Genomic DNA, 17,738 nt, shown 5'->3' on the forward strand with positions numbered 1-17,738 from the left:
GGCCCTCACCCTCCATCCCACCTCTAAGTCAATGCGCACTGCCATCGCATCTTTCAATGGCTGACGCCCTGTATTTGTCAGGCTATGTTTCACCATCACTTCTAATTAATTCAATAAACACGCGAAATATATAACAAAGAATTTTCCTACAAGTTTTTAGGACATCAGAAACTCCACTGCGAATTGATTCCCCGTTACTGTTCAGGACTCAAACTTAAAAATACCTGTCCGCTAGAACCACCCACTGGCTCGCATGACATGCCGACCAGTTGAAGTGCACGAGGATTTCCAATGCCGGATAGAATGAGGCAGCACAGTGGAACGACAAGCACAACAAACGCAGCATATGACGTAACCGAGAACAGGGCCAATGGCCTGCTGAAAGAGTCCTGCTCGGCAATCCGAATGTTCCGCTTACCTCGCCGACCCGCAATTCCAGATGCGCGGCGGTTTCAAGAACCCCATGGTCGACGCCGCGATGCCCTTGTTCAGCATGGTGATGCGCGTGCGCAAGCTCGATGCCCTGCTCAAGGAAGTCAGCCTGAATGTAAACCAGCTCTGTCATGCGGCGCAGATGAGCCTGGTGGACATTAGAGTGGCGGCGGGCACATTGGAGCCCAGTGCGCGGAAGATGCTTGAGGGGATACGAATCAGCTCGAAGCAGGCTTCGCAGATGGTGCGCAGCAGTTTCTCCGGTCTGAAAGGGGCGGCGGGAAGCTGGGAGTTGCTTCTTGCTTTAGGTGGGTTGTATTTACTGAGTGACAGTCTTGGCAAAAACCTGAAAAAAGCGGAAATAGCGGAAAAAGAGATAACTTCAACGTCGACCGAGGCTTTACTGGGATTATTGAGTTCTAGCATGGGAATTTTGGGCGGAGGCGTGGAGATTCTGGGGCTTACTATAAAAAATGCAAGCCAAAACCGAGTGAATTTAGGCGCAAAAATAGTTCGCAGCGGAGCCATCTTAGGTGCTTCCGCCGGACTGTTTGACACTTTCCAGGCAATAATATCCGCCAAACGCTCAGGTACATCAGGCGATATCGACTCACGAAATTTCTACTACACCGCTGCCGCACTCTCGGGTGGTGCCACTGTCGCAGCAATTTTGGGCGCATTCAACCCTTTATTATTCGGACCTATTGGAATAGCCATTTCACTAACACTCATAGCTTATTACTCAAGCAAGTACGCCGAAGAAAGTGAATCAACGCCTCTAGAAAGGTGGATCAAACGCTGCCATTTTGGCAAGGCCAACGAAACTCCTAAAACCCATTGGAATACCCCCGAATTTTCCGATATCGCCTTTGCAGAATTGAATGCCGCTACATTGGGCTTGTCCGGCACGCTTTCCTTTGAGTTTTTTACTGATGATAGGGCGCATCGCCCCCAAAATTGGTGGCCTTGTAAGTTTAGAACCAAGAAGAAGGATACGCTTTCAGTTTAGCCTCCCCGGCTTCACTGAGTTATCCTCCAGCTATCATTGGACACTTGCCATCCATCGCCAGGGAGATGGAAGCGCAACCAATTACACTGGCGGTGAGGTCGTAATGAATGAAGTATTCTTCGCACCCAGCGTGACAACCAGAAGCGTTACCCAAACCACATTGGCGCACTCCACACGACCTAGACTTCCCGACTACCTGCCAAACAGCCTGCAAACTTCAAGAAATACGCGCAAAATTCGAAGCCGCAGTGAGCGCCTAGTTTATTTTGAGGATTTTACCGGCAGCATTGAACTGACCTCTGACATAGGGCAGCGCAATATTGTCGCCGCCTCGCTGTCACTCACTTATTGGCCTGATCGCAGCTTACCAGATTCGTATGCCGAAATTTTAGTTGAGGAGACCAACTCATGATCTTGCCTCACCGCGAATTCGGATGGAAGTATGACCTTCCCGCGCCAGACACCCCTTCCAACTCAGACGTTTCAAGAGATAGCTTAGACGCCCCCTCACTTCAAGTAGGCACCCACCACATCGAGCTCTCCCGATCCACTTTAAAATTCAGAGGCGGCTGGATCATTGGTGGCGGCGCAATATTATTAATCTCCACTCTCCTTGCGGCTTATATAATCAGTTCCCTATTCGGATCCTCCCCCCCGAGCATAAAGCCAACACTGGTAATCCTAGCCTCTTTTTGTTTTTTATATTTCATCTTCATACCGTATATCCGCATGGATTTCAGCCACCCCTGCGACGAACCGATACGATTTAATAGACATCGTCGAAAAGTCTATTTTTATCAATATCGATACGACCGCCTCCACCCATTGGGTCGAAAAAACTGGGGCATAAAACCTGTCGCCTATGAATGGCGTGACCTAACCGCAGAGGTCTACAGCATTTACGCTCCGATGGGGTTCGGAGGTCTCGTTGAAAAAGTAGTACTCGCAGTGCGCAGACCTGGCACTGACGAAGTAATCGACCGTCTATTGCTTTCTGACAACATTGAAGAGGGTAAAAACCACTGGGCAATAGCTAGACTTTACATGCAAAAAGGGCCCGAAGCACTTCCCGAACTTATGACGGAGACTACTGAGCGGAACAGTAACTACTGCTTCAACCCCTTCGTTCGTCTAGCGCCCAAAGTCCAATGGCCAGCCGATATGGACCTCGAATCCCGCACCGCACCCGCGCCGGGAGACCAACCATGAAACCCGTCGTACTTGTAGGTCACCACCACGATTGCCCGTTACACGGTATTGGCGTGGTGGAGACGGGTAGCGCCGACTACACCTTCAATGGTAAGGCCGTAGCCCGCGTGGGCGACCGGATCAGTTGTGGTGCGCTGATCACCAATGGCTCGGCGAGCTATCAGATCCAGAGCAAAAAGGTCGCACGCAAAGGCGATCAAACTGATCACGGTGGTGTGTTGATCGAGGGCGATGATGACTGGCTGCTTGAATGATCAGACTTGAAGTTAGTCGTTGCCAGCACTGACCTCATCGCCGACAAGCCGGCTCCTGCAGGTACACCACCATGCCCAAGCTGGGGGGATGAACCTGTGGGAGCCGGCTTGCTGGCGATAGGGCCACCAGCTTCACCGAAAAAGCCAGGCCGATCACCTCACACCGTATCCACCTTCAACGACTGATCATCGAGCATCCCGTTGATGATGGTCGCCGTGTCATGCCCCGCCGATATCACCCCACCCGCCCCCGCCGTCACCCCGTAATGCTGGGCCAGGTCGACGCCGGTCAGGTCGATGGTCTGGATGGGCGCGGCCCCCGCCACGCTGCTGACCTCGATGGTCGAAACCACGTTTTCCCCGGTGCCACTGACCTTGAAGTGCAGGTAGTCATCCAGTGACGCTGCAGTGGCATGCTCGCCCTGCAGCAGTTGCGACAGGTCGAGCTTGTCGCTGCCCGGGGTGAAGTCGGTGACGGTGTCGTGGCCGGTGTCGCCCTTCTGCCAGACGAAGGTGTCGTTGCCGTTGCCGCCGGTCATCGTGTCGTTGCCCGCCCCGCCAATCAGGATGTCGTTGCCGCCCCCGCCCTTGAGCACATCGTTGCCCGCGCCGCCATTGAGCACATTGTCGGCGCTGCTGCCGATCAGCGTGTCGCCATAGTCAGAGCCCACCAGGTTGTGGATGCCGCTCAGGGTCTCCACCCCTGCACCACCGGTGTCCTGCAGCCCTTCATGGCTCAGGTCGATCGTGACCGCCTCTTTGGCCAAGGCATAGTTGGCCGTGTGGCCGTTGTGCTCATCGCCGGTGGAGGCATGCGCTTCCAACGAGGCGATGTCGATCGGGCTGGAAAGACCGGCCGTGGCATGGTCGCTGCCTCCCCCCGTGTACGGGGCCGGGGCCTGCGCGTTGGCGTAGTCGAGCACCAGGCTCAGCTTGTAGCTTTCGCCGCTTTTGCCGGCACCCGTCGGGTCACTCACATGGATGCTGTACACCCCATCATGGCTGGCCGTGAAGCTGTCGCCTGCGGCAATGGCGTGGTAGCTGCCGCTGGCGTCTTTCCATTGCAGCGCCAGGTTGCCATCGTGAGTGTCGTGGTTCAGTTGCAGGGTTTCACCCTTGCGCAGGCTGACGTTGATCACCTCGTCGGCAGAGCCCTGGGCCGCCGCAGTGCCGGTGGCGCCCAGGTAGCCGAGCACCACCAGCGCGGCGGTCATACTGCTGGCATCGAGGGTGAACGCGCCACGGTCGACTACCCGCTGCTCTTGCACCCTGCCGTAGCCGTCACCACATTCGGACATGGTGTTGTCGTGCACGTTGATGGTGATGACGGCTGTGCTTTCATCGCCATCGCCATCGCGAATGGTGTAGACGAAGGTGTCGGTGGCATCGCGCGGCGCCGCCACATTCGGGTCGGAGTGATACACGGCGTTGCCTTGGGCATCCAGGGTGAGGTAACCGAACTGGCCCGCCACAGGGTTGCCGAGCTGGCCGATGGCCGAGGTGGAGGTGTCATGGCCGGCGCGCACGCCGACCACATAGCCACAGTCGGCTGGCAGATCGGCGCCGATCACATCGTTGTACAGTACGTTGCCGCGCACCTCGTCACCTTTGCTGACACTCACAAAATCGCAGTGTGCTTGCGGTACGTCATCGACGATGGTGATGTGGACAGTGCTGGTGGTCCAGTTGCCTACGGTGTCCTCGACCTTGTAGGTGAAGGCCTCGCTGACGGTATTGGCACCGTCGTTGGCGTGTGGTTGCGAATTCGCTGGCGAGGTCAGCGTATAGGTGTAGGAACCGTCTGCATTCAGGTGGATCTGCCCGTACTGGCCAACGGCGTTGCCGATCAAGGTGTAGGTCAATGCCCCGACCCCACCGCCAACCTGTCCGACCAGGCTGCCGGACGCGGTTTCCGCGGTCGAGCAAGGGGCACTGCCGTTGACGCTGCCAGCCGCCAGGTCGTGGCCGTCCTTGTTCAGGTCCAGTGCTTTCTCGAACACTGTGACGCCGCCATCACCACAAGGGTGCAGCGACTGGTCGTGCACGTTGATGGTCACGGTGGCGGTGCTTTCGTCACCATCGCCATCGCGAAGGGTGTAGACGAACGTGTCGATCGCATCCCGCGGCGCCACGGCGTTGGGATTGGCGTGATACGCCGCGTTGCCTTGGGCGTCGAGGGTCAGGTAGCCGTACTGGCCGTAGACGTTACTGCCGAGCTGGCCAACCGCCGAGCTGGACGTGTCATGACCGGCGCGTACGCCGACCACGTAGGCACCATCGCCCAGCGTGTCGGCGCCGACCACGTCGTTGTACATCACGTTGCCGCGTACGATGTCACCCTTGGCCACGCTGACGAAGTCGCACTGCGCCTGCGGGACGTCATCGACGACGGTGATCTTGACGGTGCTGGTGGTCCAGTTGCCCACCGTGTCCTCCACCCGGTAGGTGAACGATTCGGTAACCGTGTTGGCGCCATCGTTGGCATGGGTCGGCGAATTCGCCGGCGAGATCAGGGTGTAGGTATACGAGCCGTCAGCGTTCAGGTGCAACTGGCCGAACTGGCCGACGGCATTGCCGACCAGGGTGTAGGTCAGCGCCCCCACGCCACCGGCGACCTGCCCGACCAGGCTGCCGGACGCAGTCTCGCGGGGCGAGGTCGGGTCACTGCCGGTGACAGTGCCGGCTGCCAGGTCGTTGCCGTCCTTGTGCAGGTCCAGCGCGCGCTCGTAGACCCAGACGCCACCGTCGCCACACGGCTGCAGCGCAGGGTTGTGCACATTGATGGTGAGGGTCGTGGTGCTCTCGTCACCGTCAGCATCGCGAAGGGTGTAGACGAAGGTGTCCAGCGCATCGCGCGGCGCTACCGCATCGGGGTTGGAGTGGTACTGGGCATTGCCCTGGGCGTCGAGGGTCAAGTAGCCGTACTGGCCGTAGACGTGGCTGTCGAGCTGGCCCACCGCGGAGCTTGAGGTGTCGCTGCCGGCCCGAACACCGACCACGTACTGCCCGTCACTGCGGGTATCGGCACCGACCACGTCGTTGTGCATCACGTTGCCGCTCACCACGTCGCCTTTGTAGACACTGACGAAGTCGCTGTTGGCGGTCGGTACATCGTCGACGATGGTGATGACGATGGTGCTGGTGGTCGAATGGCCTTCCGAGTCCTGCACCTGGTAGGTGAAGGTTTCGGTCACGCTGTTGGCACCATCGTTGGCGTGGGTCGGCGAGTTGGCCGCAGATGTCAGGGTGTAGGTGTAGGAGCCATCGGCGTTCAGGTGGATCTGGCCGTACTGGCCTACAGCATTGCCGACCAGGGTATAGGTCAGTGCGCCTACGCCACCGCTGGTGGAGCCGGCCAGCGTGCCGGAGGCCGTTTCCTGGGTCGAGCCCGGGTCGCTGCCGGTCACGGCGCCAGGTGCCAGGTCGTTGCCATCCTTGTGCAGGTCCAGGCCCTTCTCGTAGACCGTGACGTCACGGTCCTCACATGTCATCAACGCACTGTGCACGTTGATGGTGAGGGTCGTGGTGCTTTCGTCGCCGTCGGCATCGCGAAGGGTGTAGACGAACGTGTCGACGGCATCCCGTGGCGAGGCGATGTTCGGGTTAGAGTGGTACTCGGCGTTGCCGTAGGCATCGAGGGTCAGGTAACCATATTGGCCGTTGACCTGGGTGTTGAGCTGACCGATGGCCGAGGTAGACGTATCGCTGCCAGCGCGCACACCGACTACATACTGGCCGTCGCCGCGAGTATCGGCACCGACCACGTCGTTGTACATCACGTTGCCGCTCACCACATCCCCTTTGGCCACGCTGACGAAATCGCTGTTGGCGGTTGGCACATCGTCAACGATGGTGATGACGATGGTATTGGTCGCCGAATTGCCCAGCGAATCCTGCACCTGGTAGGTGAAGGTTTCGGTCACGGTGTTCGCACCATCGTTGGCATGAGTGGGCGAATTAGCAGGCGAAGTCAGGGTGTAGGTGTAGGAACCATCTGCGTTCAGCTGGATCTGGCCGTACTGGCCTACAGCACTGCCGACCAAGGTGAAGGTCACTGCCCCTACGCCGCTGACCACCAGCAGGCCGGAGGCCGTCTCGTGCGTGGAACCTGGGTTGCTGCCGGTCACCGTACCTGCCGCCAGGTCGTTACCGTCCTTGTGCAGGTCCAGCGCGTTTTCATAGACCGTGACGTCACGGTCCGCGCACACGATCAAGCCGTTGTGCACATTGATGGTGATGGTCGTGGTGCTTTCGTCGCCATCAGCATCGCGAAGGGTGTAGACGAAGGTGTCGATGGCATCGCGTGGCGAGGCGATGTTCGGGTTGGCGTGGTACTCGGCGTTACCATAGGCATCGAGGGTCAAGTAGCCATACTGGCCGTTGACCTGGGTGTTCAGCTGCCCGATGGCCGAGCCGGACGTATCGCTGCCCGCGCGCACGCCTACCACATACTGGCCGTCGCCACGGGTGTCGGCTCCGACCACATCGTTGTACATCACATTGCCGCGCACCACGTCGCCCTTGAAGACACTGACGAAATCACTGTTGGCCGTGGGTACGTCATCGACGATCGTGATGACGAGGGTGCTGGTGGTCGAATTGCCCAGCGAATCCTGCACCTGATAGGTGAAGGTTTCGGTCACCGTGTTCGGGCCGTCGTTGGCGTGGGTCGGCGAATTGGCCGGCGAGGTCAGGGTGTAGGTGTAGGTACCGTCCGCGTTCAGCTGGATCTGGCCGTATTGGCCTACCGCGTTGCCGACCAGCGTGTAGGTCAACGTCCCGACACCACCGCTGGCAGCGCCGGCTAACGTGCCGGAAGCCGTTTCCTGCGTCGACCCCGGGTCACTGCCGGTGACAGTACCGGGCGCCAAGTCATTGCCATCCTTGTGCACATCCAGGGCTTTTTCGTAAACCGTAACGTCAGTGTCAGCACAGGCCATCAAGCCGTTATGCACGTTGATGGTAAGGGTCGTGGTGCTCTCGTCGCCATCGGCATCGCGGAGGGTGTAGACGAAGGTTTCCAGGGCATCCCTGGGCGAAGCGATGGTCGGATCGGAGTGATACTCGGCATTCCCCTGCGCATCGATGATCAGGTAACCGTACTGGCCATGCACCTGGGTATTCAGTTGGCCGATGGCCGAGCTGGACGTGTCGCTGCCTGCGCGCACGCCCACCACGTATTGGCCGTCGCCGCGGGTGTCGGCGCCCACCACGTCGTTGTACATTACGTTGCCACGCACCACGTCGCCCTTGGCCACGCTGGTGGAGTCCTCATGCGCCTGTGGTACATCGTCGACGATGTTCACGTCCAGGCTGCCGGTGGCGGTACTGCCGTCGACATCCTTGGCCACCACCTGGAAATGTTCGCTGAGGCTGTTGCTGCCGTCGCCGCTGGGGTGGCTCTCATTGTCCAGCAGGGTGTAGCTGTAACTCACCACGCCGGTAGCGGGGTTGTAGCCGATGATCGTCAGGGTGTTGCCTTCGGGCGTGACGATCGACTGCGGGAAGGCTGCCGCCACACCGCCACTGACCACGCTGATGCCACCCACGGTCAGGCTTTGCAGGCCATCCAGCGCGCTGACTTTGAAGGTGCCTTGCTGGGTCAGGGCGCCTGCATCGGGCGCACTGCCGTCGTGCAGGTTTTTCTCGTAGACCGTCAGCTCGCCGCCCTGCGCTGCGAGGCCGTCGAGCTGCACCGGGTCATCGAGGTTGGTCACGTTCAGGGTCAGCGTCGCGCTGCTGGTGTCGCCGTCGGCGTCCTTGATCGTGTAGGTGAAGGTTTCCATACCATGGCCGCCACCGCCCAGGTTCTTGAAGTCCGGGTCGCTGGTGTCGAGTGTGTAGGTGTAGGAACCGTCTGCAGCCAGCACCAGCGTGCCGTAGGTGCCGGTGAAGGTACCGGCGATTACCGGGCCACCCGGCACGCGGTCGGCGCCTTGCACGTCGTTGCTCAGCACATTGCCGGTCAATTCGGTGTGCTGCTCGGTGGCGGTGAGCGCATTGCCGTCGTCCACGGCCTTGGGCACGTCGTCGCGGATGATCACATCCAGCGACCCTTGAGCGACATCGCCGTCGCTGTCACTGACCAGTACCGGCAAATGCTCGCCCAGCGAATTAGTGCCCGCGCCGTTTGCATGCTGCTCGGCGCCGGTCAGGGTGTAGCTGTAGCTGACCACGCCCGTTTGCGGGTTGTAGCCGGTGATGGTCAGCGTGTTGCCCAGGCCCGTGGTGATCGCCTGGCCGACCCCGGTCACCACACCGGCGGTGACCACATTGATGCCACCCACGCTGAGGTTGAACACACCGTCCGGCGCCACCACGGTGAAACTGCCGTGCTGGGTCAACGCGGGCGGGTTGTTGACCGAGCCCAGGGGCAGGTTGGCTTCGTCGAGGATGAGTTCGCCCGGTGTCACATCCAGCCCACGCAATTCGACCGGGTGGTCTTCGTCGATGGGCGTGAGCGGCGGATTGGGCTGCTCGGGTGGGTTGGGCTGGCCGGGCGGCAAGCCACCGTTGCTGCCACCATTGCTGCCACCTTCTGCGCCGCCGCCATTGCCACCGTTGCCAGCTCCCAGGGCATCGCGTCCACGACCGTTGTCCAGGTCACCCACGTAACGGTTGGCCAGTTCAGGGATGCCATTGAAGCCTGCCGTCGGGAAGCCTATCTGCGGGTCGACCCGGTCGGCCACTTCGCTCAGCAGGACAAAACTGTGGCCGCCGCCCAATGCCCCTGGGGCACCACTGCTGTTGGGACCGGCGGCAGGTGCTTCGGTGCTGGTGCTGGGGTCGTCACCGGCGGCAATCGCCTGTTGGATGCGCTCGACATCGCTCAGCTGTGCATCGCTCGGCGCGGTGTCGTGCGCCTGCACGTGGGGGGCCAGGTTGGCCAGCAGGTCCGTGGTCATCGCCAGGCTGCTGTCGCGCCCCAGTGTCAGCTGTGCGCCATTTTGCAGGTGTACGGCCACGGCGCCCGCGGCGCCGGTTTCCAACTGTTCGCCTGCATACAGGCGGTCGCCTTCGATCAAGGGGCGCCGGCTACCGTCGCTGCCAACAGCGAAGACCTGACCCACTACCTTGCTGACTACACCGACCAATTTAGCCATGAGCGCACGCCTCCCCTTACCGATTGGCTACTCAGCCAACGACATGGCGGGTGGGGTCAACGGCTTCGAGTTCGAGTGTCTCAACGGTGAGAATCGCTCTCTCGGATCACTACTTTGGCGATAGTCGTAATGTAAGTTTGCCATCCTAAGATGCCAAATTTTTGTCGCCAAATTCCGCTTTCACCTAACCGTCTTGCGTCCTTAGCTGGAAAAAATCTGGAACTCTTCACGACGCCGGAAACTCGCAGGCTCAAGCGGCTTCCGAAATCGCCTGAATGAAACAATGTCTTGCTTTCGATAGACCGCATAAGTTTTTTTTCGCATAGGGCTTATGAAAAAATCTTCTTAGCTCGCGCGTTAAATGTTCTTAGCTCTGTTGTTACAAACATGAAACGATTTCTACTATAAAAATCGTCATTTTATTGGCGAATAGCAAGACCATTTTGAGACCAGGGAGAAGTACCCCATGCGCGTTTTCAACCCCATCACCAGTGCAATTCTGTTGGCCATGGCGTGCGCCAACGTTCAGGCGATGTCGCTCAACGAGGCTGTCCAGAACGCCGTGGACCAACATCCGGAGATCAGCGCCAGCCGTAACAGCCGGCTGTCGGCCGACGAGGATGTGAAGTTCGCGCGCGGTGGGTACTACCCGACGGTCGACCTGGTGGCCGGCTACGGCCGCCAGCGCTCGGACAACCTCAACACCCGTGGCCTGAATGCCGACGGCAGCACCAACCACAACAAGGAAACCCTCAACTACACCCAGTCGGAGCTGCGCCTGCGGCAGATGCTGTTCGACGGCTTCAACACCCCCAACGAAGTCGGCCGTACCCAGGCCGTGGCCAATTCGCGCGCCTACTACACCCAGGCCACCGCCGAAACCGTGGCCCTGCGCGCCATCGAGGTGTACCTCGAAGTGCTCAAGCGCCGTGAGCTGGTATCGCTGGCCAAGAACAACCTGCAGGCCCACCTGCGGGTTAACGACCAGATCGGCCTGCGCAGTGAGCGAGGCGTGGGCAGCACCGCCGACCTCGACCAGTCCCGCGCCCGTCGCGCGCTGGCGGAAAACAACCTGGACACTGCCGAGGTCGACCTGGCCGATGCCGAGGCCAACTTCTACAGCGTGGTCGGGCGCATGCCCGACGAGCTCGACACCCCGGTCACGATCAAGGGCGAAGTGCCCACCGGCCTCGACCTGGCGCGCCAGGGCATGCTGGAAAACAACCCTTACCTGAAATCGGCCCAGGCCGACGTCAATGCCGCCGAGCAGCAGTACGAAGTGGCCAAGTCGCCCTTCTACCCGCGCCTGGACGCGGTGCTGGCCACCGGCGCCAACAACAACCTCGGCGGCGAGAAAGGCCACAGCAACAACGACTGGCAGGCCGGCGTCGAGCTCAGCTACAACCTGTTCCGCGGCGGCAGCGACAAGGCCCGCCTGCAGTCCGACGCGCACAAGATCAACCAGGCCATGGACATCCGCAACAACGCGCTGCGCGAACTGACCGAGAACCTCAGCCTGGCCTGGAACGCCATGAACAACGCGCGCAAGCAAACCCCGACCGCCCGCGAATACGCCGAAACCACCCAGCGCGTGCGCGCCGCCTACCAGGACCAGTTCGGCCTCGGCCAGCGCACCCTGCTCGACGTGCTCGACAGCGAAAACGAGCTGTACAACGCCAACCGGCGCTACACCGAAGTGCGCTACACCGAGGAGTTCTCGATGTACCGGGTGCTGGCGACCATGGGTGAGCTGCTGAGCAAGCAGCGCATCTCGCTGCCACCGGAAGCCATTGCACAAAGTGAGGTCCGTAACCAGGCGAAGCTGCCCGACATGCGCTAGCTCAAAGCCGCAGCAGGCACGGATCGCCAAGCATCACCCCCATCCACCGAGGCGGGAGTAGTCCATCGTGACCAGTATGCAAAGCGCGCAACCGCGCCCCGATGTCGATGACCCGCTGCTCGATGGCCTGCTGATCCTCTGTCGCCTGCATGGCCGGCCGGCCAGCCGTGCCAGCCTGAGCAGCGGCCTGCCCTTGCTGCAACAGCGCCTGGGACCGGACCTGCTGCCACGGGCCGCGGCGCGCGCCGGTTTGCAGGGGCGCGTACTGCAGCGTGAGCTGGACGCCATTTCACCCCTGAATCTGCCGGTGCTGCTGTTGCTCAATGACGGGCGCAGTGCCGTGCTGCAGCGCTGGGGCGACGATGGCCAAGCGCTGATCCTGCCCTGCGAAGCGCAAGGCGGCGAACAGTGGGTCGAGCGCGAGGCGCTGCAACAGGCCTACAGCGGCCACGCCCTGTTCGCCCGGCCGCGGCACACCCTGGAAGAAGTGCGTTCACCGCTGCTGCCACGGGTAGAAGCCTGGTTCCGCGACACCCTGCGCCATTCCCGCTGGTTGTACGGCGACGCGCTGCTGGCCAGCCTGCTGATCAACCTGCTGGGGCTGATGGTGCCGCTGTTCGTCATGCAGACCTACGACCGCGTGGTGCCCAACCAGGCGCTGTCGACCTTGTGGGTGCTGGTCGCCGGCCTGTTCATCGGCACCGCCTTCGAGCTGGTGCTGCGCATGGTCCGCGCGCACCTGTTGGACCAGGCTGGCAAGAAGACCGACCTGATCCTCTCCGCCACCTTGTTCGAACGCATCACCGGCATGGCCATGAAGGCCAAGCCCGCCAGCATTGGCGGCTTCGCCCAAAGCATCCATGACTTTCAGGGCCTGCGCGAATTTCTCACCGCCGTCACCCTGACCAGCATCATCGACCTGCCCTTCGTTGCCCTGATGCTGCTGGTGATCGGCCTGCTCGGTGGCTGGCTGGTACTGATCCCGCTGATCGCCTTCCCGCTGGCGGTGGGTTTTGCGCTGATCATCCAGGCACGCCTGCGCGACACCGTGCAAAAAAGCCTCAGCCTCGGCGCGGTGCGCCAGGCCTTGCTGATCGAAACCCTCGGCGGCCTGGAAACCCTCAAGGCCTGCGGTGCCGAAAGCGAGCGCCAGTACCAGTGGGAACACACCAACGGCGCCATGGCCCGCCTCGACGCCCACGCCCGTAACCTGTCGTCGCTGGCCAGCAACGGCACGCTGTTCATCCAGCAATTCTGCGGCATGGCCACCATCGTCGCCGGGGTGTACAGCATCATTGCCGGCAACCTCAGCGTCGGTGCCCTGGTCGCCAGCTACATGCTCGGCAGCCGTGTGCTGGCGCCGCTCGGCCAGATCGCCGGGCTGATCACCCGTTACCAGCAGGCGCAGCTGACCATGCGCAGCACCGATGCGCTGATGGCCCTGCCGCAAGAGCGCCAGCCCGAACAGCAGGCGCTGGAGCACACCCCCCTCAAGGGCGGCCTGAGCCTCAGCCATGTCTGCTTCCGCTACCCGGCGCAGACCAGCCCGGCCCTGCAGGACGTGAGCGTGACGATCAAACCCGGCGAGCGCATCGGCATCATCGGCCGCAGCGGCTCGGGCAAGAGCACCCTGGGCCGACTGCTGATGGGTTTCCATCACCCGGACGACGGCCAAGTGCTGCTGGACAACCTCGACCTGCGCCAACTGGACATCGCCGACCTGCGCAGCCAGCTCGGCTACGTCGCCCACGACCTGCCACTGCTGGCCGGCAGTCTGCGTGACAACCTAACCCTCGGTGCCCGCCATATCAGTGATGCGCGCATGCTCGAAGTGGCCGAACTGACCGGCGTCAGCGAACTGGCCCGGCAGCACCCGCAGGGTTTCGACCGGCCGGTGGGCGAGCGTGGCCAGTTGCTGTCCGGCGGCCAGCGCCAGGCCGTGCTGCTGGCCCGCGCGCTGCTGCTGGAGCCGCCGATCCTGATCCTCGACGAACCCACCAGCCACATGGACAACAGCAGCGAGGAACAACTGCGCCAGCGCCTGCTCGGCTGGGTGCCGGGCAAGACCTTGCTGCTGGTCACCCACCGCACCTCGATGTTGAGCCTGGTGGACCGGCTGCTGGTACTGGACAACGGCAAGATCCTTGCCGACGGGCCGAAGGATGCGGTCATCGACGCCCTGCGCAAAGGCCGCATCGGCGCAGCGCTCTAGGAGGTTTCCATGCCCATTGGCCACAGCGTGCGCAGCACCCACAGCGGCTCCGACAAGCGCACCGAGCGCGACTACATGCCGGAGCTGGCCAGCGCCACCTTGCAGGATTCACCGCGCCTGTCACGCCTGACCGTGTGGCTGGCGGCGGCGTTGCTGTTGGTAGCCTTGGCCTGGGCCAGCCTGGCGGTGCTCGACGAAGTGACCGTCGGCGAAGGCAAGGCGATCCCGTCAAGCAAGGTGCAGGTGGTGCAGAACCTTGAAGGCGGTATCGTCACCGAGATCTTCGTGCGCGAAGGCCAGATGGTCGACAAAGGCGCCACCCTGCTGCGCCTGGACGACACGCGGTTCAAGTCCAACAAAGGCGAAAGCGAGGCCGATCGCTATGCCCTGACCGCCCAAGTCGAGCGCCTGTCAGCCGAAGCTGAAGGGCGGCCGTTCGTGTTGTCCGACGAAGTGCGCGCCAAGGCGCCGCAGGTGGCTAACGACGAGCTCTCGCTGTACGACTCGCGCCAACGCCGGCTGGCCAGTGAAAAGCAGACCCTCAACGAACAACTGCGGCAGAAGACCCAGGAGCTGGCCGAGTTTCGCTCCAAGGTCGACCAGTACCGCTCGGCAGTAGGCCTGTTGCAGCAGGAGCTGGACATGTCGGCGCCACTGGTGAGCAAGGGTGCCATTTCGCCGGTGGAAATCCTGCGCCTCAAGCAACGCACGGTCGAAGCCCGTGGTCAGCTCAACGCCACCAGCCTGGCCATCCCCCGCGCCGAGGCGGCCGTGGCTGAGATCCGCAGCAAGATCCAGGAGTCCGACGCAAGCTTCCGCTCGGATGCGGCCAAGGAACTCAACGACAAACGCACCGAGCTGTCGAAGATCACCGCCACCAGCATCGCCATCGACGACCGAGTCAACCGCACTACCGTGGTGTCGCCGGTGCGCGGCATCGTCAAGCTGCTGAAGGTCAACACCATTGGCGGTGTGGTGCAGCCAGGCAGCGACCTGGTGGAAATCGTGCCAATCGAAGACAACTTGCTGATCGAGGCCAAGGTGCGGCCGCAGGATGTCGCCTTCCTGCACCCAGGGCAGCCGGCGATGGTCAAGTTCAGTGCCTATGACTACACCATCTATGGTGGGTTGAAGGCCAAGCTTGAGCTGATCAGTGCCGATACCGTGACGGATGAAAAAGGCAATGCGTTCTACCTGATCCAGGTGCGCACCGAGAAGAACCACCTGGGTGGGGATAACAAACCGCTGCTGATCATCCCCGGGATGGTGGCCACGGTGGATATCATCACCGGGCAGAAGAGTGTGCTGGATTACCTGCTAAAGCCGGTGTTGAAAGCCAGGACCGAGGCGTTGCGGGAGCGGTAGCCCGGTACACGCAAAAGCCAGTCTCAGCCTTTACCATGATTACGCTCGAACGTCTCAACCCCCATGGCCCTGATCTGCCCCTCGATCAACGCCTCGAACGGCCGCAGCAACTCATCGAAACACGCCGGCGGCTCCAGCACGTTCAACGCCTGCACCACTGCCTCGATGGTCGACACCGCCCCCGGCTCCGGGGCCTTGCGCAGGCGATAGCGTGAGGGCGCGACCTGCGCCAGTGTCACTCGCGGCAGCGCGTCGAGCAGCGGGTTGAGGTACAGCAGCTTGCGTGCCTTGCGCCAGGTGCCGTCGGGGACGATCAACAGCAACGGCGTGTCGTCCGCTTCGCCATAGGCCGTCAGCACCTGGGCGTCATCGCCCGGGAACAGCAACACGGGGCGATACCCCGGTGCTTCCAGCAACTCACCGAGATCATCGAATACCTCGCCAATGCGCAATTCGGCATTGACCAGGCCAAAGGCGGCCAGGCGGGCGGTATTGAGGGCATGCGAGGTTTCACTGGGGTGCTGCAGCAGGACCACACGGGTGCGGCTGGCAAGCGAGGGGATCAGTGGGCAAAGGCAGTGATCGGGCGGGCGCTGGCAGCGCTCGCAGCGGGGTCTGGACATCGGCTTCTCCTTACCGGGCGCAGTGTGCCACAGCCCTGCGGAAAAGCCCCACATCCTTGTGGGAGAGACTAAAGGTCAGCGGTTGAAACGTTCCGCCAGGCTATGCAGATACTCGGCCATGCGTTCCAGGTCCTGGCTGATTTCCGCCCCCTGCTTGGCCTGCCCCGCCGTCTGGTCGCACAGCTGGGCGATGCGCACGATCTGCTGGTTGATGTCCTCGGCCACATGGCTCTGCTGCTCCGAAGCCGTCGCCATCTGCTGGCTCATGCCGGTGATGCGGCTGACCGCCTGGGCAATCCCGGCCAGCGCCGACTGCACGGCCTCGACGCTGTGCACGCTGTCCCGCGAGATCTGCTCGCCGCGGTTGGCCGTGCTCACCGCCCGCTCTGCCCCTGCCCGCAGGGAGGCGATGATATGGTGGATCTCATCGGTCGATGAACGCGTGCGCTGGGCCAGCGAGCGCACCTCATCGGCGACCACCGCAAAGCCCCTGCCCTGCTCGCCCGCGCGCGCCGCCTCGATCGCCGCGTTAAGCGCCAGCAGGTTGGTCTGTTCGGCAATCGAGGTGATGGTGTCGACCACACTGCCGATCGACTGAGTCTGCTCGGCCAAGGCATTGACTGCCTGGCCGATGTCGCTGACCGCCTCGCTCATGCTGCCCATTGCCCGAAGGCTCTGTTGCGCCAGCTCGCTGCCCTGCTGGGCCAGTTGGTCGGCATCGCCTGCGGCGTGCGCGGTGCTCTGCACGTTGTGCGTCACCTCCTGGATGGTCGCGGCCATCTGCGCGATGGCCGTGGCCGATTGGTCGGTCTCGCTGCGCTGGCGGTCGAGCATCTGCGCCTGGGCATCGGACAGGTCAGCCGATTGCGCCGCCCGCGACTTGACCCCGACACCGGCATCCACCAGGCGGGTCAGTGCGGTTTGCAGGCGCGCCTCTTCGCTGATGATCGCAAGGTCCAGCTGGCCGTGAAGGCCCGGGTTGTCACTGTAGGTCAGAGCCACCAGCGGGCTGGTGAAAGCCTTGGGGTGTTCGGCCAGGGTGCGGCGGATGGCCCGGTTCTGCTGCTGCTCGATGAAGTACCAGGCCACCAGCAGGCTGGCCATCAAGACGCCCAGCGCCGCATAGGGCGGCAGCCACAGGTAGCCGGCCGCCGACAGCAAGCCGGCACCGATCAGCGGCCAGCCATGGCCCAGGCGATGCCCCAGCTGCACCACCACGGGCACGGCCGAGCGGCCGGCACGCAAGCGCGCATACAGCGCTTCGGCGCGGCGGATCTGCTCGCGGCTCGGCACAGAACGCACAGACTCGTAACCGCTGATGCGGCCGTTCTCGTAAATCGCCGTGACGTAAGCACTCACCCAATAGAAGTCACCGTTCTTGGCGCGGTTCTTCACCACGCCCATCCAGGGCTTGCCTTGCTTGATGGTGTCCCACATATGGCCGAATACCGCTGGCGGCATGTCGGGGTGACGCACCAGGTTGTGGGTCTGGCCGACCAGTTCGTCGTAGGTGAACCCACTGATCGCCACGAAGGCGTCGTTGCAGTAGGTGATGCGGCTGTTGAGGTCCGTGGTGGAGATCAGGCGCTGGTCGCCGGAAAACGTTCTTTCGTGCTCAGTGACGGGCAAATTCATGCGCATCTTGGGCGATCCTTGCTTGTATAGATGAAAGGGAAAATCATCAAAGCAAG

At 61.9% G+C, this 17,738-nt stretch carries 10 protein-coding genes; 7 read left to right on the forward strand and 3 right to left on the reverse strand.

All coding sequences use genetic code 11. The features are described 5' to 3' along the window. Positions 1-463: 463 nt before the first annotated feature. The 4 genes from ACIPIJ_RS01220 to ACIPIJ_RS01235 all read left to right on the forward strand — a co-directional run bounded on the left by ACIPIJ_RS01220 (position 464) and on the right by ACIPIJ_RS01235 (position 2,904). Positions 464-1,441: a hypothetical protein gene (locus ACIPIJ_RS01220; RefSeq protein WP_401071946.1), complete on the forward strand. Its 978-nt coding sequence runs from the start codon at positions 464-466 to the stop codon at positions 1,439-1,441. 103 nt (positions 1,442-1,544) lie between these two features. Beyond that, positions 1,545-1,853: a hypothetical protein gene (locus ACIPIJ_RS01225; protein ID WP_401071948.1), complete on the forward strand. Its 309-nt coding sequence runs from the start codon at positions 1,545-1,547 to the stop codon at positions 1,851-1,853. Then, on the forward strand, positions 1,850-2,650 hold the full coding sequence (locus ACIPIJ_RS01230; protein ID WP_401071950.1) for a DUF6708 domain-containing protein: 801 nt from the start codon (positions 1,850-1,852) through the stop codon (positions 2,648-2,650). Before ACIPIJ_RS01225 ends, ACIPIJ_RS01230 begins: the two co-directional genes overlap by 4 nt. After that, positions 2,647-2,904, forward strand: coding sequence for a PAAR domain-containing protein (locus ACIPIJ_RS01235; protein ID WP_401071952.1), 258 nt, complete (start codon positions 2,647-2,649; stop codon positions 2,902-2,904). The genes ACIPIJ_RS01230 and ACIPIJ_RS01235 overlap by 4 nt, the downstream gene beginning before the upstream one ends. Positions 2,905-3,062: 158 nt before the next feature. On the opposite strand, the gene ACIPIJ_RS01240 is transcribed toward ACIPIJ_RS01235, so the two are convergent. Beyond that, complete coding sequence (locus ACIPIJ_RS01240; protein WP_401071954.1) at positions 3,063-10,007, reverse strand: retention module-containing protein; 6,945 nt, start codon at positions 10,005-10,007, stop codon at positions 3,063-3,065. A gap of 466 nt (positions 10,008-10,473) precedes the next feature. Here ACIPIJ_RS01240 and ACIPIJ_RS01245 point away from each other — a divergent pair, with 466 nt between their 5' ends. The 3 genes from ACIPIJ_RS01245 (at position 10,474) to ACIPIJ_RS01255 (ending at position 15,424) form a co-directional block, all read left to right on the forward strand. Further along, positions 10,474-11,847 carry a TolC family outer membrane protein gene (locus ACIPIJ_RS01245; RefSeq protein ID WP_401071956.1) on the forward strand — a complete coding sequence of 458 codons (1,374 nt, stop codon included), beginning with the start codon at positions 10,474-10,476 and terminating at the stop codon, positions 11,845-11,847. Between the two features lie 76 nt (positions 11,848-11,923). Beyond that, complete coding sequence (locus ACIPIJ_RS01250; RefSeq protein WP_401073389.1) at positions 11,924-14,059, forward strand: type I secretion system permease/ATPase; 2,136 nt, start codon at positions 11,924-11,926, stop codon at positions 14,057-14,059. Between the two features lie 9 nt (positions 14,060-14,068). Then, positions 14,069-15,424 carry an HlyD family type I secretion periplasmic adaptor subunit gene (locus ACIPIJ_RS01255; RefSeq protein WP_401071958.1) on the forward strand — a complete coding sequence of 452 codons (1,356 nt, stop codon included), beginning with the start codon at positions 14,069-14,071 and terminating at the stop codon, positions 15,422-15,424. A 23-nt stretch (positions 15,425-15,447) separates the two neighbouring features. Here the strand turns inward: ACIPIJ_RS01255 and ACIPIJ_RS01260 are convergent, their stop codons facing one another. After that, positions 15,448-16,047 (reverse strand): tRNA-uridine aminocarboxypropyltransferase, encoded by a 600-nt coding sequence (locus ACIPIJ_RS01260; RefSeq protein ID WP_401071960.1) that lies wholly within the window; start codon positions 16,045-16,047, stop codon positions 15,448-15,450. 75 nt (positions 16,048-16,122) lie between these two features. Continuing rightward, positions 16,123-17,688, reverse strand: a complete 1,566-nt coding sequence (locus ACIPIJ_RS01265) for a methyl-accepting chemotaxis protein (RefSeq protein WP_401071962.1) — start codon at positions 17,686-17,688, stop codon at positions 16,123-16,125. Positions 17,689-17,738 lie beyond the last annotated feature (50 nt).

The sequence above is a fragment of the Pseudomonas sp. NPDC087185 genome, assembly GCF_044744955.1.
GTDB lineage: Bacteria > Pseudomonadota > Gammaproteobacteria > Pseudomonadales > Pseudomonadaceae > Aquipseudomonas.

Bases quoted from the DNA above. Each gene is read 5' to 3' on its own strand.
- ACIPIJ_RS01220 (WP_401071946.1), top strand. From the start codon at position 464: ATGGTCGACGCCGCGATGCCCTTGTTCAGCATGGTGATGCGCGTGCGC.
- ACIPIJ_RS01225 (WP_401071948.1), top strand. From the start codon at position 1,545: ATGAATGAAGTATTCTTCGCACCCAGCGTGACAACCAGAAGCGTTACC.
- ACIPIJ_RS01230 (WP_401071950.1), top strand. From the start codon at position 1,850: ATGATCTTGCCTCACCGCGAATTCGGATGGAAGTATGACCTTCCCGCG.
- ACIPIJ_RS01235 (WP_401071952.1), top strand. From the start codon at position 2,647: ATGAAACCCGTCGTACTTGTAGGTCACCACCACGATTGCCCGTTACAC.
- ACIPIJ_RS01240 (WP_401071954.1), bottom strand. From the start codon at position 10,007: ATGGCTAAATTGGTCGGTGTAGTCAGCAAGGTAGTGGGTCAGGTCTTC.
- ACIPIJ_RS01245 (WP_401071956.1), top strand. From the start codon at position 10,474: ATGCGCGTTTTCAACCCCATCACCAGTGCAATTCTGTTGGCCATGGCG.
- ACIPIJ_RS01250 (WP_401073389.1), top strand. From the start codon at position 11,924: ATGCAAAGCGCGCAACCGCGCCCCGATGTCGATGACCCGCTGCTCGAT.
- ACIPIJ_RS01255 (WP_401071958.1), top strand. From the start codon at position 14,069: ATGCCCATTGGCCACAGCGTGCGCAGCACCCACAGCGGCTCCGACAAG.
- ACIPIJ_RS01260 (WP_401071960.1), bottom strand. From the start codon at position 16,047: ATGTCCAGACCCCGCTGCGAGCGCTGCCAGCGCCCGCCCGATCACTGC.
- ACIPIJ_RS01265 (WP_401071962.1), bottom strand. From the start codon at position 17,688: ATGCGCATGAATTTGCCCGTCACTGAGCACGAAAGAACGTTTTCCGGC.